Raw genomic sequence first — 23,629 nt, forward strand, 5'->3', positions numbered from 1 at the left:
TACATCCGCCAGCATGAGCGAGCCGATCGGCGACCTGTCCAACCGCATGCGCGACATCTTCCGGCTGGTGGTGGAGGCCTATCTCGACCGCGGGCAGCCGGTGGGGTCGAAGGCGCTTGCCGGGTCGGTCAGCCTGTCGCCCGCCAGCATTCGCGGCGTGATGCAGGAGCTTGAGGAGCGCGGGCTTCTGACCCATCCGCACACCAGCGCCGGACGAATTCCCACAGAAATCGGCCTGCGCTTGTTCGTCGACGGGATCATGCATTCGTCGCTGCCGCCGGCGCGCGAGCGGCAGGCGATTGAGGCGCAGCTCAAGGACCGCAGCATCGAGGATGCGCTGGAGGCCGCCACCGCGACGCTCAGCGGCCTGTCCGCCTGCGCGGGCGTGGTGCTGGCGCCTAAGAACGAGCTTCGTCTCAAGCAATTGAGTTTCGTCCCCATCGCCGCCGACCGCGCGCTGGCAGTGCTGGTGGGCATGGACGGCAGCGTCGAAAACCGCGTCGTTCCGCTCGCGCCCGGCACAAGCCCGATCGCACTGCACGAAATCGGCAATTACATCACCGCGCGTCTGAGCGGGCTGACGCTGGGCGAAGCGCAACTCCGCCTGCGTGCCGAAATCGCGGAGCGGCGCGAGGCAATCGATGCCGCTGCCGCCGAATTGATCGCCGCCGGCCTTGCCGCGTGGAGCGAGGACCTCGACCAGCGGCCGGTGCTGATCGTACGCGGGCAAGCCAACCTGATCGACGAGAGTGCGGCGGCCGATCTCGAACGGGTGCGCAGGCTGCTCGACGAGCTCGAAGACCGGCAGGAAATCGCCCGACTGCTCGACGGGGCAAGGGACGGCGAGGGCTGCCGCATTTTCATCGGTAGCGAAAACCGCATGTTCGCCCTATCTGGCAGCAGCGTGATCGCCGCGCCCTACCGCGGGAGCGATGGGCAGGTGGTGGGCGTTGTGGGCGTGATCGGCCCGACGCGATTGAACTATGCCCGGGTCGTCCCCATGGTGGATTTCACGGCCCAGGCCCTGACGAGATATATGAGATGAGCGACGAAAAAGACTTTCACGACGAAGCCGAAGCGATCCGCGCGGAAACCGCGGCGGATGCGCCCGAACTCGCCGAGCACGACCTGGTTTCCGAGCTTCAGCAGAAGCTGGAAGAAGCCAATGGCAAGGCGCTTTACGCCGCTGCCGAATTGCAGAATTCGCGTCGGCGCATGGAAAAGGAAATGGCCGACACCCGCGCCTATGCGGTGACCGGCTTCGCCCGCGACATGCTGGCGGTGCGGGACCATCTCGACCGCGCGCTGGGCCATGTGCCTGCCGAAGCCCGCACCGATGAAAAGTCGAAGAGCTTTATCGAGGGTATCGAAGCGACCCTGCGCGAACTGGATTCGATCCTGACCCGCAACGGCGTCACCAAGGTGGAATCGGTCGGCCATCCGCTCGACCCGCACAAGCACCAGGCGATGATCGAAATCGCCACCGACAGCGCCGAACCCGGCACGATCGTCGAGGAAATGCAGTCGGGCTATATGATCAAGGACCGCCTGCTGCGCCCGGCGCTGGTCGGCGTCGCCAAGGCTGGCTGATCCGTTCGACCGTTCGCTGGCGCTGATCGCGGAAGCGATGGCGCCGGCGCGCGATCGGTGGTGGATCATCGGCAGCGCGGCGGTGGCGCTTCACGGCGCCGATCCGGACAGCATCGACGACATCGACATTGTGCTGGGCGTTGCGGACGCCGAGCGCATATTGCCGTCGCTAGGCGTAGCGCCGGCAGCCGGCGGCAGCGACGGGCAGTTCCGCTCCGCCATCTACAATCGCTGGACCAAGCCGCCGCACCCGGCCGAATATATGGCGGGTTTCGAGCTGTGCGAGGATGGCCGCTGGTCGCCGGTGACCTTTGCCACCCGCGTCGAGGTCCGCCCCGGCATCTTCGTGCCGTCGCGCGACGAACTCCACGCCCTGCTGCTGCGCTTCGGTCGACCCAAGGACTTGCGGCGCGCGGCAAGCTTGCGTTCAGCCTGACCCTGCGCAAAGAAGCGCGGCCTATTCGCATCGAGGACATGATGAAGAAACTCGCCCTGCTTGCCTGCCTGACCGTGACGACCCTTGGCGTTTCCGCTGCCGCGCAGGCCGCGCCGGCGAAAAAGGCAACCGCGGCCCCGGCCGCCGCGCACGACTGGTCGCGCACGGTGATCAAGACGGCCGAGGGCGGCTTCCAGATCGGCAACCCCGCGGCGAAGGTGAAGCTGGTCGAATATGGCTCGATGACCTGCAGCCACTGCGCCCATTTCGACGAAACCGGCTACAAGCCGCTGATCGCCAACTATGTGCGCACCGGCAAGGTGGCGTTCGAATTCCGTAACTACGTCCGCGATCCCTACGACCTGGCCGCCGCGCTGACCGCGCGCTGCGGGGGAACGACGCGCTTCTTCGCGCTCACCAACGGCCTGTTCGCGACCCGCGAAACATGGATCGGCAAGATCCAGGCCGGGCAGGAAAAGCTGAAAGCCTATGAAGGCAAGCAGCCGGTCGAGTTCTTGCCGGCAGTCGGCAGCCTTGCCGGCTTCGACGCCTTTGCCGCCGCGCGCGGCGTGCCTGTGGCCAAGGTCAAGGCTTGCCTCGCCAACAAGGCGGAGATCGACCGGCTGATCGCGATGCACAACAAGGCCAGTTTCGTCGAGGGCACCCCGACTTTCCTGCTCAACGGCAAGCCGCTGACGATCACCGTCGATCGCGAAAGCTGGGACCAGGTCGAAGATGCGCTGAAGGCGGCGCTGTAACGCCTAATGGACCTCGCGGGCCTGGCGATCGCCTTTGGTCGCGAGGGTAAAGCGGGGTTCCTTCTGCGGTGCGCCAAGCGCCAGTGAGGCGGCGATGCGGCCGACTTCCGGCCCGTGCTTGAAGCCGTGGCCGGACCCGCCGCCGACCAGCACCACATTGGCCAGGGTGGGATGACGGTCGATCAGGAAGTCGCCGTTCGAGCTATTCTCATATTGGCAGACGCGGGTTTCGGTCAGCGGCGCGCCGCGCAGTAACGGGAAGCGACGGTCGCGAAAGGCGACGATCTCGGCCAGCGCTGCTTCGGTCCGCTCGCGCGACTGGGTGTCTGGGTCGACCTCGACGCCGTGGGCGTCATGCGCGAACTTCACCCCGCGGCCTTCGAGGTCGGGGAAGCCGTAGAAGATGTCGCCGCCGTTGAAGTCGGCCCAGCCGGGCATGGCGCCGGGCAGGAAGCGGCGGTCGCCCTGCGGCGGCGCGAAGAAGAAGACTTCTTGCCGGGTCGGCACGATCTTCTTGCCCAGTAGATCGGGGAATAGCTTCGGCAGCCACGGGCCGAGCGCGAAGACGAAGCGATCGGCCGCGACGCGCTCGCCATTGTCGAGGCGAACCTCGTGCAGCCGCGCGTCGGCGGCGGGCGTAGCGACCTTGCCGGTGACGTATCGACCGCCGCCGGCGACGAAGCGCTGGACCAGCGTGCCGACCGCGCGCCGCGCCATCAGCGCGCCGAACTGGGGTTCGAAGATGCCGAACTTGACGTCGCTGAAGTCGATGGCCGGGAAGCGGCGCTGCATCTGGCCGGCGTCGAGCTGTTCGATCGGCAGGCCAAGTTCGCGGTTCACGCGGATCGACTGGGTGAAATAATCGTCCGGATTGGCACTGAAGAAGAGCACCCCGCACGGATGGAAGATCGGCAGGCCCGATACGGCGCTCAGCGTCTTCCACTGCGCCAGGCTGTCGCGTGCCATGCGGGTATAGATGGCGTCCTTGCCATAGCCGGCGCGGGTCATTCGGCTTTCGCCGCCGCTCGACGCACGGTTGTTGGCCGGCCCCGCCATGTCGACCAGCGTGACGCGGTGGCCTGCCGCCAGCAGGTGATGCGCGGTCCATGCCCCGAACACGCCGGCACCGACGACGCAGACATGCGCCTTCGACCCGGGCGCGGCGCGGGTCATCGCTGCCGTAGAAACGGCGACGCCGCCCGCTCCGCGAAGGAGCGAGCGGCGGTCAAAGTGGGGGGACAGGCCGCTGGAAGGCGAACCGTCCCCCTTGGTCATGATGTTAGCCCCGTTCCGGCGCCGGCGGCGGCGGCGGCGGCGGCGGCGGCGGCGGGGGCGGCGGGCAGGCGTCCGTCGCCAGGATCACCGATCCGTCCGCACAGGTCTGCGTCGCAGGCGGCGGAGGCGGCGGGGGCGGCGGCGGCGGCGGTGCCACTTCCACGGCCCGCGGTTCCGACAGCTTCATGCGCAGCGTCATGCCGATCGTCCGCGGCTGGCCGATGTTGTAGCCGAGACGGGCACGACCGCCACGTTCGCGATCGAACGAGAGCAGCGCATTCTTGTCGAACAGGTTGTTGACGTAGGCGATGACCGACAGGCCATTGTCGAAGTCGATCCCGGTCGACAGGTTGACGAGGTTGTAGGACGGCAGCTGCAGGTCGACGACCGTTGCGCCGGTTCCGGTCGCGCCGTTGAACGGCAGGCCCGAAATGAAGGTGCGCGGGTTGTTTTCCTGGTCCGCCGGCTGGGTGTAGCGGTTGCCGACGTGCTGGAACGAACCGGTGACGTAAATGTCGGCATTGTCGGTCAGGCGGGTCGTATAGGTCGCCGCAGCCGCCATCTGGAACTTCGGCACCGTCGGCAGGCGATTGCCGCTGCGGATACCGGTGTTGGTCGCCAGCGGTTCGGGCAGCGTGGTGTCGAATTCGGCCGAAACGAGGCTGCCGGACAGCGAGAGGTCGAGCCCGCGCGCGGGACGCACGTTGAATTCGGCTTCAAGGCCGGTCGTGTGCGCCTTCGGAACGTTGAAGACGATACGCGACGAGCAGCTGCCGGCATCGAGCGTGACCTGGAGGTCGCGGATCCGGGTGTGGAACAGCGCGGCGTTGAACGAAATGGGGCCATGCCCGTACTTCACGCCGGCTTCGTAGTTCCACAGCGTTTCATCGTCATATCCGCCCGCGAACGGACCGAAGATCGCTTCGTCAGCGTCGGAGCACAGCGGAAGGTTCAGCGGATCGTTGACGCCGCCCAGACGGAAGCCCTTGGCGGCCTGAATGTTGAAGCTCAGGTCGCGATTGGGTTCGTAGGTCAGGATGACGCGCGGGCTGATGCCGCTCGACTTGGTCTTGTCGCCGATGCGGCGGTCGCCATTGGCGAACAGGCCGCCCGAGATGAAGTCGCGCGTTTCGTTGAACTTGTACGCGCGGGCACCAGCGGTCAGCTTGAACTGGCCGAAGTCGTAGCTCGCTTCGCCGAACAGAGCCTTCTGACGTATGTCGTAGGGAAGATCGGCGTTGTACGGGCTGTTGGCCGGGAAGCCGTTGGCCAGATCGGCCGCGGTCAGCGGGATGTCCGGCGTCGGCGACGGGTTGTCCACGGCGCAGTCCGCAGGGTCGGCGGCGCAGGCCGCAGCGAAGAACGCATCGGTATAAGCGTCATAACCCGGGGTGGGCAGGCGCTGCGAATAGAGTCTCTTCACCTTCGAATAGAAGCCGCCGAACACCCACTGGAACGGGCCGCTACCGGTCGAGGCGAGACGCAGTTCCTGGCTGAACTGCTTCATGTTGGTCGTGTCGCGCAGGTTCGACGGCAGGTTGACCGCCGCCGTCGGGAAACCGAGGTCGACCGACACCGAACCCGTCAGCGCCGACGCATCGCGCGAGACGAGGATGTCGCGCTTGATGTGGCTGGTGACCGAGGTCAGCTCGACGCCGCCGAAATCGTAGGCGACGGTGAGGTCGGCGATGTCGGTCTTGTCGCGGAACGCTTCGCGCAGGCGCAGATACTGCTGGCGCTCCTCATAGATCCGCGGCGGGGTGGTGAATTCGTTCGAATAGAGGTTGAAGAATTCCTGCCGGTTGAAGCCGTCGGCGGTCACCCGCTGGTAGACGTAGCGCGGCGTGATCTTCAGTTCCGGGATCGGCTGCCACAGCAGCGAGGCGCGGAAGCCGATGCGGTCGCCGTCATTGACGTCCTTGCCCTTGGCCGGACCGACCGCGTCGACGAAGCCGCCGAACTTCTGGTAATAGCCGACGATGCGCGCGGCGAGCGTTTCGCCGATCGGCACGTTGACCGCGCCCTTGGTCGCCCAGCCCATGCCGCCGTCCTTGAGGAAATTGATATTTCCTTCGAACAGGCCTTCGACGGTATTCAGCTTGGGCTGGTTGGTGATGTAGCGGACAGTTCCGCCGACGCTGCCGGCGCCGAACAGCGTGCCCTGCGGACCGCGCAGCGTTTCGACGCGATTGAGGTCGAACAGGTCGAGGTCGGGGGTGAACAGCGACAGCGAAACGACGCTTTCGTCGAGGTAAATGCCGACCTGTTCCTTTACGCCCGGCTGGTCGCGGACGATCTGGCCGGCGGAAACGCCGCGGACCGACACCTGGCTCTGGCCCGGCCCGAGGTTCTGGACGGTCAGGCCCGCAACGTTGCGGCTGATGTCTTCGATGGTCGACGCATTGGCCTTCTGGATGTCTTCCTGCGTCTGGGCGTTGATCGAGAACGGCACGTCCTGAAGCGTCGATGCGCGCTTCGTGGCGGTGACGATGATTTCCTGGCCATTGTCGCCGGCCTGCCCATTTTGGTCGCTGTCGTTAGCGGCCTGGGCCTGGGTTTCTTCTGCCGTTTGCGCCCAGACAGGCGCGGCAACGGCCAGCGCGGCGGCACCGAACAGCAGGCTTCGAACAGCTCGCTTGCGAATGTGCATGATATTTCCCCTGTTGAATCGCACAACTGCAGGGAGACTATGCTCTTTGGCGGCGGCGAAAAGGGGGGCAATCGTTTCGGTTAACGACTGTCACGATTCGGCAACAGTGGGCCCGAACGGCAGAAGTCCGGCATCAGGCCGTTGCGCCACCGCGACACCACGGTCGGCGAGGAAGCGATGGCGAACGATTTCCGCCTGCTGTTCCAGCCCGTAGCGATCGAACGTTTGGCCATCCCGCAGCGCATAGGCATAGCGGCAGAAGGGGTGGCGCATCAGGACCAGGTAGAAGCGTCCCTTGGCCTGCGCCTGCCAGACGTGCGTCATCTCGTGGATGAACAGGCCCTGCAGCGCCATCCTCTCGCGGCTGAAATCGTCCGACCACAGCGGGCTGTCGGGATGGAAGTGGATGTTGCCGGTCGGGGCCATCACGATTCCCTTCGGCTGGAACGGCCACCATTTGCGGCGCACCAGCCGGACTCGCCCGCTGTCGACGGAATCGCCGAACATCGACCGGACAAGTTCGACCTCTCCGTCGGTCAAGGGACGTGCATCGTTCATCGCATCGCGCAAGGTAGGGCGTCACACGACGCTTGCCCAGTGGCGCATCCGACGCTAGGGCAGCGCAAATTCTAACGGAGGAAGTCCACATGAGCGAGACCGCCGATCGCGTGAAGAAGATCGTCGTCGAACATCTCGGCGTCGAAGCCGAGAAGGTCACCGAAGAAGCGAGCTTCATCGACGATCTGGGTGCCGACAGCCTCGACATCGTCGAGCTGGTGATGGCGTTCGAAGAAGAATTCGGTGTCGAAATCCCGGACGATGCGGCCGAGAAGATTTCGACCGTCAAGGACGCGATCGACTTCATCGACGCGAACAAGGGCTGATCGGGACCGATCGGCTGCCGCCCGCCCGATGAGGCGGCACGAACGGCTTCCCGTATGACGCGGGAGGCCGTTTGCATTTGAAGGGATTGCAGAGGGGAATCGCATGCGCCGTGTGGTGGTAACGGGTCTGGGTCTGGTCACGCCGTTGGGGGCGGACGTCGAAACGACATGGGCCAACATCCTGGCATCCAAATCGGGCGCAGGGCCGATCACGCGGTTCGATGCATCCGACCAGAAGTGCAAGATCGCCTGCGAGGTAAAGCCTGCCGACCATGAATATGGCTTCGACCCCAACAAGCGCGTCGACCACAAGGTCCAGCGCCAGGTCGATCCGTTCATCATTTACGGCATCGATGCGGCGGGCCAGGCGCTGGAAGACGCCGGCCTCACCGAAATGGACGAGGACACCAAGCTGCGCGCCGGTGTGTCGATCGGCAGCGGCATCGGCGGCCTGCCGGGCATCGAAAGCGAAAGCCTGCTGCTCGCCGAAAAGGGTCCGGGCCGGGTCAGCCCGCACTTCGTCCATGGCCGCCTGATCAATCTCATCTCGGGCCAGGTTTCGATCAAATATGGCCTGAAAGGCCCGAATCACGCGGTCGTCACCGCCTGCTCGACCGGCGCCCATTCGATCGGCGACGCCGCGCGCATGATCAAGGATGACGATGCCGACATCATGCTGGCGGGCGGCGCGGAATCGACCATTTGCCCGATCGGCATCGCCGGATTCGCCCAGGCGCGCGCGCTCAACATGAGCTACAACGACCGGCCGACCGAGGCGAGCCGCCCCTATGACAAGGACCGCGACGGCTTCGTCATGGGTGAAGGTGCGGGCGTGGTCGTGCTCGAGGAATATGAGCATGCCAAGGCACGCGGCGCGAAGATTTACGCTGAGGTCGTCGGTTACGGCCTGTCGGGCGATGCCTATCACGTCACCGCCCCCGACCCCGAAATGGACGGCGCCTTCCGCTCGATGAGCGCGGCGCTGAAGAAGGCGGGGATGAGCCCGTCGGACATCGACTACATCAACGCGCACGGCACCTCGACCATGGCCGACACGATCGAGCTTGGCGCGGTGAAGCGGCTGTTCGGCAATGCGATGGGCAATGTGTCGATGAGCTCGACCAAGTCGGCCATCGGCCACCTGCTGGGCGGCGCGGGCGCGGTTGAGACGATCTTCTGCATCCTCGCCATCCGCGACCAGATCGTGCCCCCGACGCTCAACCTCGACAATCCGGACGAAGGCACCGATGGCGCCGACCTCGTCCCCAAGGTCGCCAAGAAGCGCACCGTTCGCGCGGCGCTCAACAACAGCTTCGGCTTTGGCGGCACCAACGCCTCGCTGATCGTCAAGGCGGTCGACTGACCGCCATGCTCCGGCGGCTGACCTGGCTGGCGGGGCTGGCCCTGCTGACGGCGCTGGCCGCGACATGGCTGTTGTGGTGGAGCGCGGGCGAGAAGCCCGGGCCGAACCGCGTCAAAATCGCCGAAGGATCCAGCCTGTCGTCGGTCGCCGACCAGCTGGCGGCGGAAAAGCTGATCCCCGGCACGGCGACGACCTTCAAGGCCTTTGCCAAGCTGTTCGGCTCAAGCGACCCGATCCAGGCCGGCGAATTCGACCTGCCCAAGGGGGCGAGCGCTGCCCGGATACTCGACATTCTGCAACACGGCCGGGCCGCGGTGCGGCTGGTGACGGTTCCCGAAGGAATGCCGTCGATCCTGGTGCAGGAAAAGCTGGCGGCGGTGAAGGAACTGACCGGCGACGCGCCGTTGCCCGCCGAAGGATCGGTCCTCCCGAACAGCTACGACTGGCAGCCGGGTGAAAGCCGGGCAGCGGTCGTGGCGCGGATGCAGGCGGCGATGGCCAAGGCACTGGCCGAGGAATGGGCCAAGAAGGGGCCCCGATCGGTGGTGAAGACGCCGCAGGAGGCGATCATCCTTGCGTCGATCGTCGAAAAGGAAACGGGCAAGGCCGACGAACGGCCGATGGTGGCAGGGGTCCTGTCCAACCGCATCCGCATCGGCATGGCGCTGGGCGCCGATGCGACCAGCATCTATCCGATCACCAAGGGCAAGCCGCTGGGGCGGATGATCAAGCGATCCGAACTGCTCGCCGACAACGGCTACAATACCCGCACCAAGCTGGGTCTGCCGGCCGGTCCGATTACCAATCCCGGGCGGGCAAGCATCGCCGCTGTGCTCAACCCCGCCGAGACCAAGGCGCTCTACTATGTCGCGGACGGCAGCGGCGGGCACGCCTTTGCCAATACGCTGGCGGAGCATAACGCCAACGTCGCGAAATGGCGGCAGTACCGGAAGGAAAAGGGAATCTAGATTCCCACCGCGTCGGACCGGACATAACCGACCAAGCCGTCCGGCCCATAGCCCCAGGCCCATCCGCGACTGTTGTCGAGCATCCGCAATTCGGTTCCGGCATCGAGCGATGCAATGACTTCGGATGTGTCGTTGGCGGAGACGTAAAAGGGCGACGCCTTGACCAGATGTCGGACTAGCGGTTCGGCATAGTGCGAGGCGATGACCCGGCCGGCGAGCGATGCGTCGGCCAGGTCCTTGCGATAGGCGTGGGTGCGCGGATCGGGCAGCAGGCTGGTGCCGGTAAGCCCGAAATCGTCAACCAGCGGCGAGCGCCGGCTCTGCGATGCGGACGGCGCCGTTCCCGCGTTGCTGCTGTTCGTCCTGCCCGGCACGGACATATCGCTGGAATCCGTCAAGAAATTCTGCCCCGTCGTTGGTGCGGACGACAAACACGTTGCGCCTGTCATCCTGGTCTCGTTCGCGGCGCAGATAGCCCAGCGTGCCCAATGTATTCAAGGCGCGCGTGACGACCGGCTTCGATACGCCCAACGTCTGCGCAAGACCGCGCACGGTGTGCGGGCCCGGCGTCAGGTAGACGAGCATCAGAAGGGCCATTTGCCGATTGGTGAGGTCGGGCTGCCCGGATCGCACATATCCGATCAGGGCTCGCATCCAGCCCGACAACTTATTGTCGGCCATGATTGTGAAAACTCCTTTGTCGTATAGTCGACAAAGGAAACCGCGCAAACCGCCTTTGGTTTCGTGCTTTTCCAGATTTTCCGTCAATATCGGGGATTTAACCCCCGAAAATGTGGCGGATCATTTGCTCGCAAAGCGGTCCGAAAGGTAGTGGAACGCCGCGCGCAGCCCCATCGCTTCGCCGCCTTTCGGCCGGCCGGGGCGGCTGGCGGGTCGCCAGGCGAAGGTGTCGAAATGCGCCCACGGCGTGGTCGGCGGCACGAAGCGGCGCAGGAACAGCGCTGCCGTCACCGCGCCGGCCATCGGCGAATCCGCGCCGTTGGCAAGGTCGGCGATGTCCGACTTCAGCATCTCGTCATAGCCGTCCCACAGCGGCATCCGCCACAGCGGGTCGCCGACGAACTTCGCCGCCGATTCCAGCCCTGCCGCCAGATCGTCGTCATTGGCGAACATGGCGGGAAGATCCGGGCCGAGCGCGACCCGTGCCGCGCCGGTGAGCGTCGCAAAATCGATGACCAGTTCAGCCTCGCCCTCGATCGCCTTGACCAGCGCGTCGCCCAGCACAAGCCGCCCTTCGGCGTCGGTATTGTCGATTTCGACCTTCAGGCCCTTGCGGCTGTCGATGATGTCCCCTGGGCGGAAGGCGGTGGCGGAGACGCTGTTTTCGACGGCGGGAATCAGCAGGTGCAGCCGGACCGGCAGCTGCGCCGCCATCACCAGCTTGGCCAAAGCCAGCGCATGGGCGGCGCCGCCCATGTCCTTCTTCATCAGCCGCATGCCGCTGGCCGGCTTGATGTCGAGCCCGCCGCTATCGAAGCATACGCCCTTGCCGACGATCGCGACCCGCGGCGCGTTCTCCTTACCCCAGTGAAGTTCGATCAGCCGCGGCGCGCGGTCGCGCGATGCGCCCTGGCCGACCGCCGCGATCATCGGATAGCCTTGCGCCAGCGCATCGCCGCCGGTCACCTCGACCTTGGCGTGATGCACCTTTGCGACGTCGCGCACCGCGGCCTCCAGCTCGGCCGGTCCCATGTCGGCGGCGGGCGTATCGACGAGGTCGCGGACCAGCGCGGTGGCTTCGGCCTGCCTGACGATCGTGTCGATGTCCGCCGCCTGCTTGACCAGCAGCACGCGCGGCCCGCGATCGTCGGCCGGGCCGGTCTTGTAGCGGACGAGCTTGTGCTGGCCGAGCAGCCAGCCGAGCGCCGCGATACCCGCATTGTCCCCGGCCAGCCGATACTTGCCCTCGGGCAGCGCTTCGCCGAGCCGCGCGAGGCACCATGGCGTCAGCGTTCCAGTATCAGCCACGGCAACAACCACTTCGAAATCATTTTCGACCGGCAGCGCCAGAAACTGGCCTGCCGATTTGCCGTCGAACCGGGCTGCGGCCAGCAGCGCCTGCCGCTGCGGGGACTGCCGCTTGGCCCAGTCGGGGAAGCCGTCCTTGTCGACGAGATGGATGGTCCGCGCGGCTTCGCCGCGGTCGGGCTGGAGCATCGAAGCGAAATCGGTCATGATAGGGACTTAGGGCGTCGCGGGGGCGACGACCAGAGGGGAGGGCGACCATGTTTGTCATCGCGTTGTTGATGGCGGCCGCTGCGCCGTCGGAGTCCATCCTGACCGACGATGCGGTCCAGCAGTTGACGATGGTCGCCAGGAGCCGCGAGGCCGATGCGGCTGGGCGCGCCGGCATGCTGAAACGCCAGGAGCTGGAAGTCGCCCTGCGCGGCGCGCTGACGGGCCGGACGCGGGCGGTCAGCATTCCGGGTCACGGCATCTATGTCGTCTACAATAGCGCCGACGGCAAACTCTACGCCTGGTTCCCGGGACAGCCTTCGGTCGTCAGCGGGACATGGGGGGTGCAGAAATTGAGCCGCAAGGTCAGCGTCGCCTGCCAGCGGTTCGACCGGCCGGGCGCGACGCCGCGCACCGGACCCTATCTGCCGCAGGAATGCATGCCGGCGGAAAAGACGCTGGGCGATCTCGACGTCCTCGAAAGTTGGGACGGAGACCCGTTCCTGCTGTCCAGCGGACAACTGCCCTTCATCAAGCAGCCGATGGGCCTGCCCAGACCCTGACCGTCAACCCGTTACGTTCAGTCTTCGATCAGGCGACGGGGACGCCAAACAGGTCGTGCTCGTCCGAATCCTCGATCAGGACCTTGCAGAAGTCGCCGGCCTTGAGGTGACCCGCATCGCGCAGATGGACTTCACCGTCGATTTCCGGCGCGTCGGCCTTGCTGCGACCGGTCGCGCCGACATCGTGATGATGCGGCGCGTGGGGCGCATCGAAATGCTGGCGGTCGGGGCCGTCCTGTGACGCGACCTCGTCGACGCGGTCGATGATGACGTCGATCGTCTTGCCGACCTTGGCGGCGAGCTTTTCGGCGCTGATCCGGGCGGTCATTTCCATCACCCGGGCATAGCGCTCTTCCTTGACCGCTTCCGGCACCGGGTCGGGCAGGGCGTTGGCCGCAGCACCTTCGACCGGTTCGAAGCGGAACGCGCCGACGCGGTCGAGCTGCGCTTCTTCCAGCCAGCCCAGGAGATACTGGAAATCCTCCTCGGTCTCGCCGGGGAAGCCGACGACGAAGCTGGAACGGATCGCAATATCCGGACAGATGGCGCGCCAGTTCTTCAACCGCTCGAGCACCTTGGCCTCGTTCGCCGGGCGCTTCATCAGCTTGAGCACCTTGGGGCTCGCGTGCTGGAAGGGAATGTCGAGGTAAGGCGTAATCTTGCCCTCGGCCATCAGCGGGATGACCTGGTCGACATGCGGATAGGGGTAGACGTAATGCAGCCGCACCCACGGCTGCTCGCCCGCCGGCGTGCGCAGTTCGCCCAGCGCCTGCGCCAGGTCGGTCATGTGCGCGCGAACCTCGCGGCCATGCCACTCGCGTGGCTGGTGACGGATGTCGACGCCATAGGCCGACGTGTCCTGGCTGATGACCAGCAGTTCCTTGGTCCCCGCCGCGACCAGCTTTTCGGCTTCGCGCAGGATCGCGTCCGGGCGGCGGCTAACGAGGTCGCCGCGGATCGAGGGGATGATGCAGAAGGCGCAGCGATGGTTGCAGCCCTCGGAAATCTTCACATAGCTGTAGTGGCGCGGGGTCAGCTTCAGCCCGGCCTCGGGCACCAGGTCGATAAAGGCGTTGGGTACCGGCGGCGCCGCTTCGTGCACCGCGCTCACCACTGCCTCATACTGCTGAGGGCCGGTGACGGCGAGCACGTCGGGGAAGCGGGCGCGGATCACCTCGGCCTCGTTGCCCATGCAGCCGGTGACGACCACGCGGCCGTTCTCGGCGATGGCCTCGCCGATCGCTTCCAGGCTTTCTTCCTTGGCGCTGTCGAGGAAGCCGCAGGTGTTGACCAGCACGACGTCGGCGCCGGCATAGTCGGCGCTCATCTGGTAGCCGTCGGCGCGCAGTTTAGTGAGGATCCGTTCGGAATCGACCAGCGCCTTGGGGCAGCCGAGCGAAACCATGCCGACCTTCGGCGGAGTGGGAAGTTTGGTAGCCATGGGAGGCCGCGCCCTTAGCGGGATTCGCCGCGAAATGCGAGCGTTGCGACGGGGCGGTAGAATTGGTTGGCCATCATCGCTAAAGCGCGCTCAAACCACCCTCAAGAGCAGCAAGAGATTCAGCCCATGCGTATCGCCATGATCGGAACAGGATATGTCGGCTTGGTATCGGGCACATGCTTCGCCGATTTCGGTCATCATGTGACGTGCGTGGACAAGGACCAGGGCAAGATCGACGGCCTCCTGGCGGGCAGGATGCCGATCTGGGAACCGGGTCTCGACGCGCTGGTGAAGCAGAACGTCGATCGCGGCAGGCTCGAATTCACCACCGATCTGGGCGCTGCCGTGAAGGGCGCCGATGCGGTGTTCATCGCGGTCGGCACCCCGACCCGCCGCGGCGATGGTCATGCCGACCTCAGCTATGTCTATGCGGCGGTGAAGGAACTGGCGCACACGCTCGACCATCCGGTGGTCGTCGTCACCAAGTCGACCGTCCCGGTCGGCACGGGTGACGAAATTGCGCGGATCCTGAAGGAAGAAGGCGCGCCGGAAGGCACGACCGTCGCCTCCAACCCCGAATTCCTGCGCGAAGGTGCGGCGATCAGCGACTTCAAGCATCCCGACCGCATCCTGGTCGGTGCCGAGGACGAACGCTCGCGCGAAGTGCTGGCGGAGATCTACCGCCCCTTGTTCCTCAACAAGGCGCCTTTGCTGTTCACCAGCCGCCGCACGTCGGAACTGACGAAATATGCCGCCAACGCCTTCTTGGCGATGAAGATCAGCTTCATCAACGAAATGGCGGACCTGTGCGAAGCGGTGGGCGCGGACGTGCAGGAACTGGCGCGCGGCATCGGCCTCGACAATCGCATCGGCGCCAAGTTCCTTCATGCCGGGCCGGGTTATGGCGGCAGCTGCTTCCCCAAGGATACGCTGGCGCTGCTCAAGACCGCCGAGCAATATGACGTGCAGCAGCGGATCGTCTCGATGGTGGTCGAGGTCAACGACACCCGCAAGAAAGCGATGGCCGACCGGGTCAGCGATGCGCTGGGCGGCGATCTTGCCGGCAAGTCGGTCGGCGTCCTCGGCCTCACCTTCAAGCCCAACACCGACGACATGCGCGATGCGCCGTCGATCCCGCTGATCGAAAAGCTGGTGGCGGGCGGGGCCAAGGTCACCGCGTACGACCCGGTCGGCCGCGAACAGGCCGAACCGCTGCTCCCCGCCATCACCTACGCCGACAAGCCCGAACAGGTCGCCGACGGTGCCGACGCGCTGGTAATCGTGACCGAATGGGATGAATTCCGCGCGCTCGACCTCAAGGACCTGAAGGCGCGGATGAAGGGCGACTGGCTGATCGACCTTCGCAACATCTACGACCGCGCCGACGCCGAGCGGGCGGGCCTCCACTATCGCGGCATCGGCCGTCCGGGCTCGCAAGCCTGACGCGATGAACAACAGCAGCCCGGCGCGGCTGACCCGGAAGAAGAGCATCTACACGCGCCAGCGGTTCTTCCTGCTCGGCGCTTTCGTTGCCGCCGTGCTGTTACCGCTGGCGATCCGGGCGCTGCTTCGCGGCGGTGAATTCATCGAAGAGCAGACGTGGAACGCGCTGGCGGCCAACAGCCTGGCGGTGCTGCTGTCGATGTGGTTCAGGGCATCGATCGACCAATATCCGGGCAATCGCGCGTCCTATCTGCTGTTCCCGTCGATCGTCGCAGGGCATGCCTTCAACGCGGTCGCCTTCCTGTTCACGCGCGTCGGCTACGACCGACTGGTCCTGCTGCTCGGGCTGACCGGGCACCTTGTCTTTGCCTATGCCTTGTTGATGCTGCTCCGCCGCCACCAGCGGAGCGTCATCGGCATCGTGCCGGGCGGCGAAACGGCCAAGGTTCGCGACATCCCGACGATCGACTGGGTCGACGTCGAAGCGCCGTCACTGGACGCCGCGCGCGAGTGCGACGCGCTTGTCGCGGATTTCTCGGCAGAACTCGGCGATGAATGGGAGCGGTTCCTGGCCGATGCCGCGCTCGATGGCCGCATCGTCTACCAGGTGAAGCAGTTGGCGGAATCGCTCACCGGGCGCGTCGAAATCGAGCATCTGAGCGAAAACAGCTTCGGCAGCCTCGTCCCCAGTCGCGGCTATTTCTATTTAAAGGGCGTGGCCGACTGGGTTGCTGCCCTCATCTCGCTACCCGTCGCGTTGCCGATGATGCTGGGTGCGGCGGTCGCCATCAAGCTCGACGGCAAGGGACCGATCCTGTTCCGCCAAACGCGTGTCGGCCATGCCGGCAAATTGTTCACCGTCTACAAGTTTCGCACCATGCTGCCGGCCGCAGAGGCAGCCGCCGTCGACGATCGGACTGCGGCGATGACGGGCGAGCGCGACCCGCGCATCACCCGCGTCGGCGCCGTGCTGCGCCGGTCGCGGATCGATGAATTGCCGCAGATCTTCAACGTTCTGCTGGGCCAGATGAGCTGGATAGGCCCGCGGCCCGAAGCGCAGGCGCTGTCGTCCTGGTACACCGGCGAAATCCCCTTCTACCGCTACCGACATGTGGTGAAGCCGGGGATCAGCGGCTGGGCGCAGATCAACCAGGGCCATGTCGCCGACGTCGACGCGGTTCACGCCAAGCTTCAGTACGACTTCTTCTACATCAAATATTTTTCGCCCTGGCTCGACCTGCTGATCGCCGCGCGGACGGTGCGGACGATGCTGACCGGCTTCGGGTCGAAATAGGCTTAGTGGGATGCTCCGACGACCGCGGCGGCGGTGGTCGAGGGGACGACGCGGAACGGCGAGGTCACGAAATTGACGAAGCCGTCGTAGACCGCGCGGGCGGCGGTCGCGATCGTCGCCGGGCGGTTCGCGCCATATCGGGCGAAAACGGCGATGGCGACACGGCGACCGTCTGGCAGGGTCAGATAGCCGACGTCGGTGGTCAGGCCGGTCAACGTGCCGGTCTTGTGCTGCACCTTCACGCCCGACAGCAGGCCGGGGATGCGGTTCTTGCCTGTGGCACACTGCGCCATCAGGTCGAGGATATAGTCGCGGCTCGACGGGCGCAGCATCGCGCCGCTGTCCAGCTTCTGCAGCATCGTGACCATCGCCTTGGGCGTGGCACTGTCGCGAACATCCTTGAGATCGCGCTTGGCGGCAAGCAGGCTGGCGATGGTGCGGTCGATCCTGAGGCCGGTGATACCGTGCTGGTCGATCCACGCCTGTACCGGTGCGGGTCCGCCCAGATTGTTGAGGATCATGTCGGTCGCGACATTGTCGCTGTGGATCAGCATCCGCGCCATCAGGCTGCGCACCGGCTGCCCGCCGATGGTTGCGTCGAGGCTGCGGCGACCGGCTTCGACCTGGCTCATGTAATTGGCGGCGATCGCGACCTTGACGGTGCTGGCCATCGGGAAGGCATCGTCGCCATAGACGGAAACCAGCTGGCCGGTTTTCAGGTCCAGCGCAGCGACGCCGATGTTGCCCGGATTGGCGTTGGCGATCGAGAAGAGGCGCTGTTCGAGCGGCTTGAGGAAGACAGGCGCTTCGGCGGCGGCCGGCGTCGCGAAGAAGGCGGCCAGTCCAATCGCGAAACCCGTCAGTCTCTTCATTCTGCTCCCACCCCCGGTACGATCCGAAAATGCTTTCCGATCAGATCACGATCCAATGGTTAATAAAGGATGAAAGCCACCATGAGGCGCAAGAGGCGTGCGATGAGTCGAGTCGCTGTGCCGACGAGCCGTTCGCAATCAGGACGTTCTACGTCCGCGGCGGTCGTATTTCTGCGGCTGGCGGCGCTGCGCCTAAGAGCCGGTCCGCGACACGCCCGGCCCATGTTTGAAGAACATCAAATAGACCAGTCGCCCGTTTTCGGGGCAGTCGCCGAAGGACGGCCCCGCGGTGTGCCAATATTGGGCCTGCAGCAGGACAAGCCGGTTGAACCGCATCGGTACCCGCATCGACAGTTCCCATTTCGATCGGTCGAGCGCGTCGATGTCGAGGATCTGGTGCTGCAGCGTTTCGTAATCGGGGAAGCCTAGCGCCTGGACCCCCTCGACCGTCATCGGCACACGATCGGTCATCGTGGGCCGGTGGCGGTAAAATTCGGTTCCACCTTGGCAGTCCTCGTCAAGCGTCAGGTAGAGGACCCCCGTCCAGTCGCTCTCGTCGATATGGATGCGCGCGGGCGCGCCGTCGCTGGCCAGTGCCAGGCGGCAGCATTGGTGGGAATAGTCGCTGCCCCAAGGCGCGTGAACCGGCGCACCGACGATGCGTCCGATCGCCTGTTCCAGCCAGTTGATCTCCACCTTCTGATGGCTGTTTTGTCCCGGATAGCGGCCTTCCACACCGTAGTTGAAGCTCAATGCGCGCTGGCGCAACCGATACGGGTTGGGATGGAAGTCGTCGATCACGAAGACGCATGGGATCATCGACCGTCCACTCCCGCTAGTCCTTCAAGCGTCGATCGCTTCGTCATCCAGCGACGCCGCGCGGGCCTGGATGAAGTTGAAGCGGTGCTCGGGGTTCTTGCCCATCAACCGATCGACCAAATCCTTCACCGGCTGCCGGTCCTGATATTCGCTCGGCAGGGTGATGCGGATCAACGAGCGGGTCGCGGGGTCCATCGTCGTTTCCTTGAGCTGGTTGGGGTTCATTTCGCCCAGCCCCTTGAAGCGGGCGACCTCGACCTTCTTGCCCTTGAATTCATTGGCTTCCAGCTCGGCGCGGTGGGCGTCGTCGCGGGCGTATAGCGACTTCGAGCCCGAAGTCAGGCGGTACAGCGGCGGCTGGGCGAGGAACAGGTGTCCGCGCCGCACCATCTCCGGCATTTCCTGGAAGAAGAAGGTCATCAGCAGCGTCGCGATATGCGCCCCGTCGACGTCGGCGTCGGTCATGATGATGATGCGTTCGTAGCGCAGCGCAGCTTCGTCGAACTTGTCGCGCGTGCCGCAGCCCAGCGCCTGGATGAGGTCGGCGATTTCCTGGTTGGCGCGGATCTTGTCGGCGGTGGCCGAGGCGACGTTCAAAATCTTGCCGCGGATCGGCAGGATGGCCTGCGTCTTGCGGTTGCGCGCCTGCTTGGCGCTGCCGCCGGCGCTGTCGCCTTCGACGATGAACAGCTCGCTGCCTTCGGCGTCGTCATTGGCGCAGTCGGTGAGCTTGCCGGGCAGCCGCAGCTTGCGCGCGCTGGTCGCGGTCTTGCGCTTCACTTCGCGCTCGGCGCGGCGCTTCAGGCGCTCGTCCATCCGCTCCATGATCGCGCCCAGAAGCGCGCGGCCACGGTCCATATTGTCGGCGAGATAATGGTCGAAATGGTCGCGGACCGCGCCTTCGACAAAGCGCGCGGCCTCGAGCGACGTAAGCCGATCCTTGGTCTGGCTCTGGAAATGCGGATTGCGGATGAATACAGACAGCATCAGCTCGGCGCCGTCCATCACGTCGTCCGGGATGATGTCCTTGGCCTTTTTCTGCCCGACCAGCTCGGCGAAGGCGCGCACCCCCTTGGTCAGCGCCGCGCGCAGGCCCGCCTCATGCGTGCCGCCGTCGGGCGTGGGGATGGTGTTGCAGTAATAGTCCTTGGCGTCGCCCTCGGTCCAGATCGGCCAGGCGACCGCCCATTCGACCCGACCCTGCCCGTCCGGGAAATCCTGGTTGCCGGTGAAGGCGGGCGTGGTGAAGCATTCGCGGCCGGTGAGCGTCTCGGCCAGCTGGTCGGCAAGGCCGTTGTCATATTGGAAGACCGCCTGTTCGGGCACCTTCTCGCTGGCCAGCGACGGGTCGCAGCGCCAGCGGATTTCGACGCCCGCGAACAGATATGCCTTGGACCGCGACAGCTTGAACAGCCGCTCCGGGCTGAAAATCGCATCCGCCCCGAAAATCTCAGGATCGGGGGTGAAGGTGACGGTGGTGCCGCGCCGGTTGGGGGCTGCGCCGACCTCTTCCAGCTGCGACGTCGCATTGCCCTTGGCGAAGGCCTGGCGGTAGAGCTTCTTGTCGCGCGCGACCTCGACGATCGTTTCGGTCGACAATGCGTTGACGACGCTGACGCCGACGCCGTGCAGGCCGCCCGAGGTCGAATAGGCCTTGCCCTCGAACTTGCCGCCCGAATGCAGCGTGGTGAGGATGACTTCCAGCGCCGACTTGCCCGGATATTTGGGATGCGGGTCGACCGGGATACCGCGGCCGTTGTCGGCGACGGTCAGCTTGTTACCGGCATGCAGCGTCACCTCGATCCGCGATGCATGGCCCGCGACCGCTTCGTCCATCGAATTGTCGATGACCTCGGCGGCGAGGTGATGCAGCGCGCGCGCATCGGTGCCGCCGATATACATGCCGGGACGACGGCGAACCGGCTCCAGCCCCTCGAGAACCTCGATGGCGGATGCATCATAATCACCGGACGACGTGGGCTGGCTGGAGTCAAACAAGTCGGACATTATGCGAACAGCTATAGGGGGCACAAACGCCTGCTGCCAAGCGCGGGGTGTTGGCAAATTTGCCACAACCGCGCATGATCGGAACCGCTCGGGGGGAGACGGTTATGCGGTTTGTTGCATTGGCCTGGATGGCATTTCTGGCTGCGGCGGCAACGCCGGCGGCGGCACAGAGCGGGGATGGCGGGCCGCAAGGTGGCTTCACCACCCCCAACGTCGATCATTCGCTGCAGAATTCGGCGTGCGGCTCGATGGAAAGCTCGGCCAACTCGATTTGCAAGAACGGCATGGTGTTCAACAAGCAGGGCGACGTTGCGCGCAAGGACGAAGTCCGCGCCCGCGCCATGGCCGAAGTTCACACGGTGTCGCTGCAGCGCGAAGAGGCGGCGCGGAAGCTCGCCGATCGTGTGCGTGCAGGCGCCGAAGTGCCCCCTGCGCTGGTCGAGCAGGTGCGGGCCGGCCTTGGCCGCGACCTCGAACTGTGGCGCGCCGAATATGGCGTGAACGACAAGGAATGGACTGCCGCCAGCGCGCGATGGATGCGCGATGCCGCATCGCTCACCCCGGCCGAATGGGTGTTGTGGCGGGAAGCCTGGTTCGACGAGCGCAACAAGTGGCTGGCGGCGCGACCACGGCAAAACTGACCAGATAGCAAAAAGCCCCGGAAGCGATCGCTGCCGGGGCTTTCGTTTATCGGACGCGCGGACCGCCGAAAGGCAGCGGCGGCGGCGGGCGCCGGTCGCGGCGCGGCAACTGCGCCTGGTAGGCGACGCCGCAATGGGCGACGCAATAGGGATAGCCCGGGTTCGACGGCTGGCCGCAGAAATGGAAGTCGGGCTCGCCCGGGTGGCCCATCGGCCAGCGGCAAACGCGATCGTTGAGATCGAGCAGACTGGTCTTGTCGGCAACCTCGGCGCTCGGCTTGGCCGGAACCAGGCGGCGCGGCGGTGCGGGCGGGATCGGCGCCTGCATGTCGCCCGGTCCCTGGCGGATGAAGCCACCGGGGCCGACCGAGCGATACTGCATCGTCTGCGCATCGAGCGGGGGCGATGCCGGGGCCTGCGTCGGCGCGGCGGCGCGTTCGGCGCGCGGCTCGGCCGGTGCCGCAGCCTTGGGCGCCGGTGCGGGCTTGGGCGCGGGCGCAGGCTTGGCGGCCTTGGGCGCGGCGACCTTGGGTGCCTTGGCCTTCTTTTCCTTTTCCTCGCCCGCCTTCACCGGCGAAGGACGCGACTCGAGGCCAAGGCGGTGCGCCTTGCCGATCACGGCGTTGCGGCTGACGCCGCCCAGTTCCTCGGCGATCTGGCTGGCGGTCGAACCGTCGGCCCACATGGTCCGCAGCCGTTCGATGCGCTCTTCGGTCCAGCTCATGAAATCTCTTGCTCCGTCGGGTTCAAAGCCCCGGTTGTCTAAACTCGCGACAGCCGATAGGCGATTGTCGCGTGAACGACCAGACTCCATCTTGGGTATCGAAGGAACCCGGCCAACCGGTTTTAAGCGGGATCAACTGGGGCGGCCTTAAGACCCTCTATATCAAGGAGGTAAGGCGGTTCTTCAAGGTCCAGCTGCAAACCGTGTGGGCGCCGGCGGTCACGACCATGCTGTACCTGATCATTTTCACCGTCGCGCTCGGTCGCGGCGGCAAGATGGTACTGGGCGTGCCGTTCCCCGATTTCATCGCGCCCGGCCTGATCGTGATGGCGATGCTGCAGAACAGCTTCGCCAATTCAAGCTTCAGCCTGCTGGTCGGCAAGATGCAGGGGACGATCGTCGATTACCTCATGCCGCCGCTGTCGACTGGTGAATTGATCGCCGGGTTGGTCGGCGCCGCCGTCACCCGCGCCTTCCTGGTCGGCTTCGCGGTCTGGTTCGTGATGCTGTGGTGGCCCGGCGTGCACGTCGGCATGGCGCAACCGCTGTCGGTCTTCTTCTTCGGCCTGATGGGCGCGATGATGCTCGCCTTCTTCGGCTTGATCACCTCGATCTGGGCGGAGAAATTCGATCATGCCGCCGCCATCACCAATTTCGTCGTCGCGCCTTTGTCGTTGCTCAGCGGCACCTTCTATTCGGTCGACGCGCTGTCGCCTGCCTTCCGGGCGATCAGTCACGCCAATCCCTTCTTCTATATCATCTCCGGTTTCCGCCACGGCTTCCTGGGCGAAGCGGATTCGCCGGTCGCGCTCGGGGCTGCGGTGCTGGTGGCGATCAACCTCGCCTTGTTCGCGACCTGCTACGCCCTCCTCAAGAGCGGCTGGAAGATCAAAAACTGATTCGGGTTAGTGCCTGCGATTCGGGCGCAGTTTGCTGACAGGCATGCGGTCGGTTCGTCTCATGTTGCCTGCGGTTCATCATTAACCTGGGACGACATCCGGACATTACAGCCACTTGCGCCGTTTTGCCTCCTGAACGGTCGATAACGGGCGTGTTCAGCATCTCCTCAAGGCGGGGGGTGCAGAACCGTCCAATCGAAAGACCTCAGTTGAGGAGAGTGAATATGCGTAAGGTTTTTATTTCCGCCGCCCTTGCCGCTTCGACGCTGGCCGTTGCGGCCCCCGCCGCCGCCCAGTGGGCGCCGCCGCAGCCGCAGGGCTATGCCTATGGCTACAACAACTATGGCCAGGCGCGTCGCCTTCAGGCCCGGGTCGACAACCTGCAGCGCCAGATCGTCCAACTCGATCGTCGCAACATCCTGTCGAACCGTGAAGCGGCGATGCTGATGAATGAATCGCGCGGCATCGAATATCGCCTTCGGCAGTCGGCCTACAACGGGCTGAACTACCGTGAATCGCGCGAACTCGAATATCGCGTCGCCCGTCTCGAAAATCGCATCTACCGCGAAGCGCGCGACGGCAACCGTTATGGCAATTACGCCTACAACAACAACGGTTACTACGGCCGCGATTACGACCGTGACGGCATCAACGATCGCTACGACAACCGTATCGGCCGCGACCGCGACGGACGCGACGACCGTTGGGAAGACGACCACGGTCGGCATCACGACTAAGCCAGTCGGCCAGTAGGCCCGGTGAAGCGTAAGTCAGGGGCGGCTCCCATCGCGGGGGCCGCCCCTTTC

At 65.3% G+C, this 23,629-nt stretch carries 24 protein-coding genes; 13 read left to right on the forward strand and 11 right to left on the reverse strand.

Features of this window, described 5'->3' with window-relative positions:
- The first annotated feature begins 13 nt into the window (after window positions 1–13).
- The 4 genes from hrcA to G570_RS05605 are packed head-to-tail and all read left to right on the forward strand — an operon-like array spanning window position 14 to window position 2,784.
- Entirely contained in the window at window positions 14–1,045 is a 1,032-nt protein-coding gene (gene hrcA / locus G570_RS05590; RefSeq protein ID WP_037499995.1) for a heat-inducible transcriptional repressor HrcA, read from the forward strand.
- Window positions 1,042–1,590: a nucleotide exchange factor GrpE gene (gene grpE, locus G570_RS05595; RefSeq protein WP_037499997.1), complete on the forward strand. Its 549-nt coding sequence runs from the start codon at window positions 1,042–1,044 to the stop codon at window positions 1,588–1,590. Before hrcA ends, grpE begins: the two co-directional genes overlap by 4 nt.
- A gap of 37 nt (window positions 1,591–1,627) precedes the next feature.
- Window positions 1,628–2,026, forward strand: a complete 399-nt coding sequence (locus G570_RS05600; RefSeq protein ID WP_037500000.1) for a hypothetical protein — start codon at window positions 1,628–1,630, stop codon at window positions 2,024–2,026.
- Window positions 2,027–2,067: 41 nt separating this feature from the next.
- A complete protein-coding gene (locus tag G570_RS05605) occupies window positions 2,068–2,784 on the forward strand; it encodes a DsbA family protein (RefSeq protein WP_037503887.1) in 717 nt (238 codons plus the stop codon).
- A gap of 3 nt (window positions 2,785–2,787) precedes the next feature.
- Here the strand turns inward: G570_RS05605 and G570_RS05610 are convergent, their stop codons facing one another.
- The 3 genes from G570_RS05610 to G570_RS05620 form a co-directional block, all read right to left on the reverse strand.
- Window positions 2,788–4,059: an FAD-dependent oxidoreductase gene (locus G570_RS05610; RefSeq protein ID WP_084607550.1), complete on the reverse strand. Its 1,272-nt coding sequence runs from the start codon at window positions 4,057–4,059 to the stop codon at window positions 2,788–2,790.
- A gap of 4 nt (window positions 4,060–4,063) precedes the next feature.
- Window positions 4,064–6,709, reverse strand: coding sequence for a TonB-dependent receptor (locus G570_RS05615; RefSeq protein WP_156930333.1), 2,646 nt, complete (start codon window positions 6,707–6,709; stop codon window positions 4,064–4,066).
- Window positions 6,710–6,799: 90 nt separating this feature from the next.
- Window positions 6,800–7,267, reverse strand: coding sequence for a hypothetical protein (locus G570_RS05620; protein ID WP_037503891.1), 468 nt, complete (start codon window positions 7,265–7,267; stop codon window positions 6,800–6,802).
- An 89-nt stretch (window positions 7,268–7,356) separates the two neighbouring features.
- Here G570_RS05620 and G570_RS05625 point away from each other — a divergent pair, with 89 nt between their 5' ends.
- The 3 genes from G570_RS05625 to mltG all read left to right on the forward strand — a co-directional run bounded on the left by G570_RS05625 (window position 7,357) and on the right by mltG (window position 9,924).
- The gene (locus tag G570_RS05625) at window positions 7,357–7,593 is read left to right on the forward strand and encodes an acyl carrier protein (protein ID WP_037500005.1); all 237 of its coding nucleotides are present in this window, start codon (window positions 7,357–7,359) and stop codon (window positions 7,591–7,593) included.
- Window positions 7,594–7,696: 103 nt separating this feature from the next.
- On the forward strand, window positions 7,697–8,956 hold the full coding sequence (gene fabF, locus G570_RS05630) for a beta-ketoacyl-ACP synthase II (RefSeq protein ID WP_037500007.1): 1,260 nt from the start codon (window positions 7,697–7,699) through the stop codon (window positions 8,954–8,956).
- 5 nt (window positions 8,957–8,961) lie between these two features.
- Window positions 8,962–9,924: an endolytic transglycosylase MltG gene (gene mltG / locus G570_RS05635; protein ID WP_037500009.1), complete on the forward strand. Its 963-nt coding sequence runs from the start codon at window positions 8,962–8,964 to the stop codon at window positions 9,922–9,924.
- Here mltG and G570_RS05640 read toward each other — a convergent pair.
- The 3 genes from G570_RS05640 to G570_RS05650 form a co-directional block, all read right to left on the reverse strand.
- Entirely contained in the window at window positions 9,921–10,298 is a 378-nt protein-coding gene (locus G570_RS05640; RefSeq protein ID WP_051504065.1) for a hypothetical protein, read from the reverse strand. The genes mltG and G570_RS05640 overlap by 4 nt on opposite strands.
- The gene (locus G570_RS05645) at window positions 10,222–10,605 is read right to left on the reverse strand and encodes a MarR family transcriptional regulator (protein ID WP_342665225.1); all 384 of its coding nucleotides are present in this window, start codon (window positions 10,603–10,605) and stop codon (window positions 10,222–10,224) included. Before G570_RS05645 ends, G570_RS05640 begins: the two co-directional genes overlap by 77 nt.
- A gap of 120 nt (window positions 10,606–10,725) precedes the next feature.
- Window positions 10,726–12,120, reverse strand: coding sequence for a leucyl aminopeptidase family protein (locus G570_RS05650; protein ID WP_037500010.1), 1,395 nt, complete (start codon window positions 12,118–12,120; stop codon window positions 10,726–10,728).
- A gap of 50 nt (window positions 12,121–12,170) precedes the next feature.
- On the opposite strand from G570_RS05650, the gene G570_RS05655 reads away from it, so the two are divergent.
- Complete coding sequence (locus tag G570_RS05655; protein ID WP_156930334.1) at window positions 12,171–12,683, forward strand: hypothetical protein; 513 nt, start codon at window positions 12,171–12,173, stop codon at window positions 12,681–12,683.
- Between the two features lie 28 nt (window positions 12,684–12,711).
- Here the strand turns inward: G570_RS05655 and rimO are convergent, their stop codons facing one another.
- Window positions 12,712–14,124: a 30S ribosomal protein S12 methylthiotransferase RimO gene (gene rimO, locus G570_RS05660; RefSeq protein ID WP_037500016.1), complete on the reverse strand. Its 1,413-nt coding sequence runs from the start codon at window positions 14,122–14,124 to the stop codon at window positions 12,712–12,714.
- 126 nt (window positions 14,125–14,250) lie between these two features.
- Here rimO and G570_RS05665 point away from each other — a divergent pair, with 126 nt between their 5' ends.
- Window positions 14,251–15,567, forward strand: coding sequence for a UDP-glucose dehydrogenase family protein (locus G570_RS05665; protein WP_037500019.1), 1,317 nt, complete (start codon window positions 14,251–14,253; stop codon window positions 15,565–15,567).
- A gap of 4 nt (window positions 15,568–15,571) precedes the next feature.
- A complete protein-coding gene (locus tag G570_RS05670; protein ID WP_051504066.1) occupies window positions 15,572–16,861 on the forward strand; it encodes a sugar transferase in 1,290 nt (429 codons plus the stop codon).
- A 2-nt stretch (window positions 16,862–16,863) separates the two neighbouring features.
- Here G570_RS05670 and G570_RS05675 read toward each other — a convergent pair whose 3' ends face one another.
- The 3 genes from G570_RS05675 to parE all read right to left on the reverse strand — a co-directional run bounded on the left by G570_RS05675 (window position 16,864) and on the right by parE (window position 20,562).
- A complete protein-coding gene (locus tag G570_RS05675; RefSeq protein ID WP_084607552.1) occupies window positions 16,864–17,733 on the reverse strand; it encodes a serine hydrolase in 870 nt (289 codons plus the stop codon).
- A 192-nt stretch (window positions 17,734–17,925) separates the two neighbouring features.
- A complete protein-coding gene (locus G570_RS05680) occupies window positions 17,926–18,552 on the reverse strand; it encodes a DUF6445 family protein (protein WP_051504067.1) in 627 nt (208 codons plus the stop codon).
- 24 nt (window positions 18,553–18,576) lie between these two features.
- Window positions 18,577–20,562 (reverse strand): DNA topoisomerase IV subunit B, encoded by a 1,986-nt coding sequence (gene parE, locus G570_RS05685; protein WP_156930467.1) that lies wholly within the window; start codon window positions 20,560–20,562, stop codon window positions 18,577–18,579.
- Between the two features lie 125 nt (window positions 20,563–20,687).
- On the opposite strand from parE, the gene G570_RS05690 reads away from it, so the two are divergent.
- Entirely contained in the window at window positions 20,688–21,200 is a 513-nt protein-coding gene (locus G570_RS05690) for a hypothetical protein (RefSeq protein WP_037500025.1), read from the forward strand.
- A gap of 46 nt (window positions 21,201–21,246) precedes the next feature.
- Here the strand turns inward: G570_RS05690 and G570_RS05695 are convergent, their stop codons facing one another.
- On the reverse strand, window positions 21,247–21,924 hold the full coding sequence (locus G570_RS05695; protein ID WP_037500028.1) for a GcrA family cell cycle regulator: 678 nt from the start codon (window positions 21,922–21,924) through the stop codon (window positions 21,247–21,249).
- 71 nt (window positions 21,925–21,995) lie between these two features.
- Here G570_RS05695 and G570_RS05700 point away from each other — a divergent pair, with 71 nt between their 5' ends.
- Complete coding sequence (locus G570_RS05700; protein WP_037500031.1) at window positions 21,996–22,823, forward strand: ABC transporter permease; 828 nt, start codon at window positions 21,996–21,998, stop codon at window positions 22,821–22,823.
- 224 nt (window positions 22,824–23,047) lie between these two features.
- Window positions 23,048–23,560, forward strand: coding sequence for a hypothetical protein (locus tag G570_RS05705; protein ID WP_037500033.1), 513 nt, complete (start codon window positions 23,048–23,050; stop codon window positions 23,558–23,560).
- The last annotated feature ends 69 nt before the right edge of the window (window positions 23,561–23,629 follow it).

This window comes from Sphingomonas jaspsi DSM 18422, assembly GCF_000585415.1.
GTDB classification, from domain to species: domain Bacteria; phylum Pseudomonadota; class Alphaproteobacteria; order Sphingomonadales; family Sphingomonadaceae; genus Sphingomicrobium; species Sphingomicrobium jaspsi.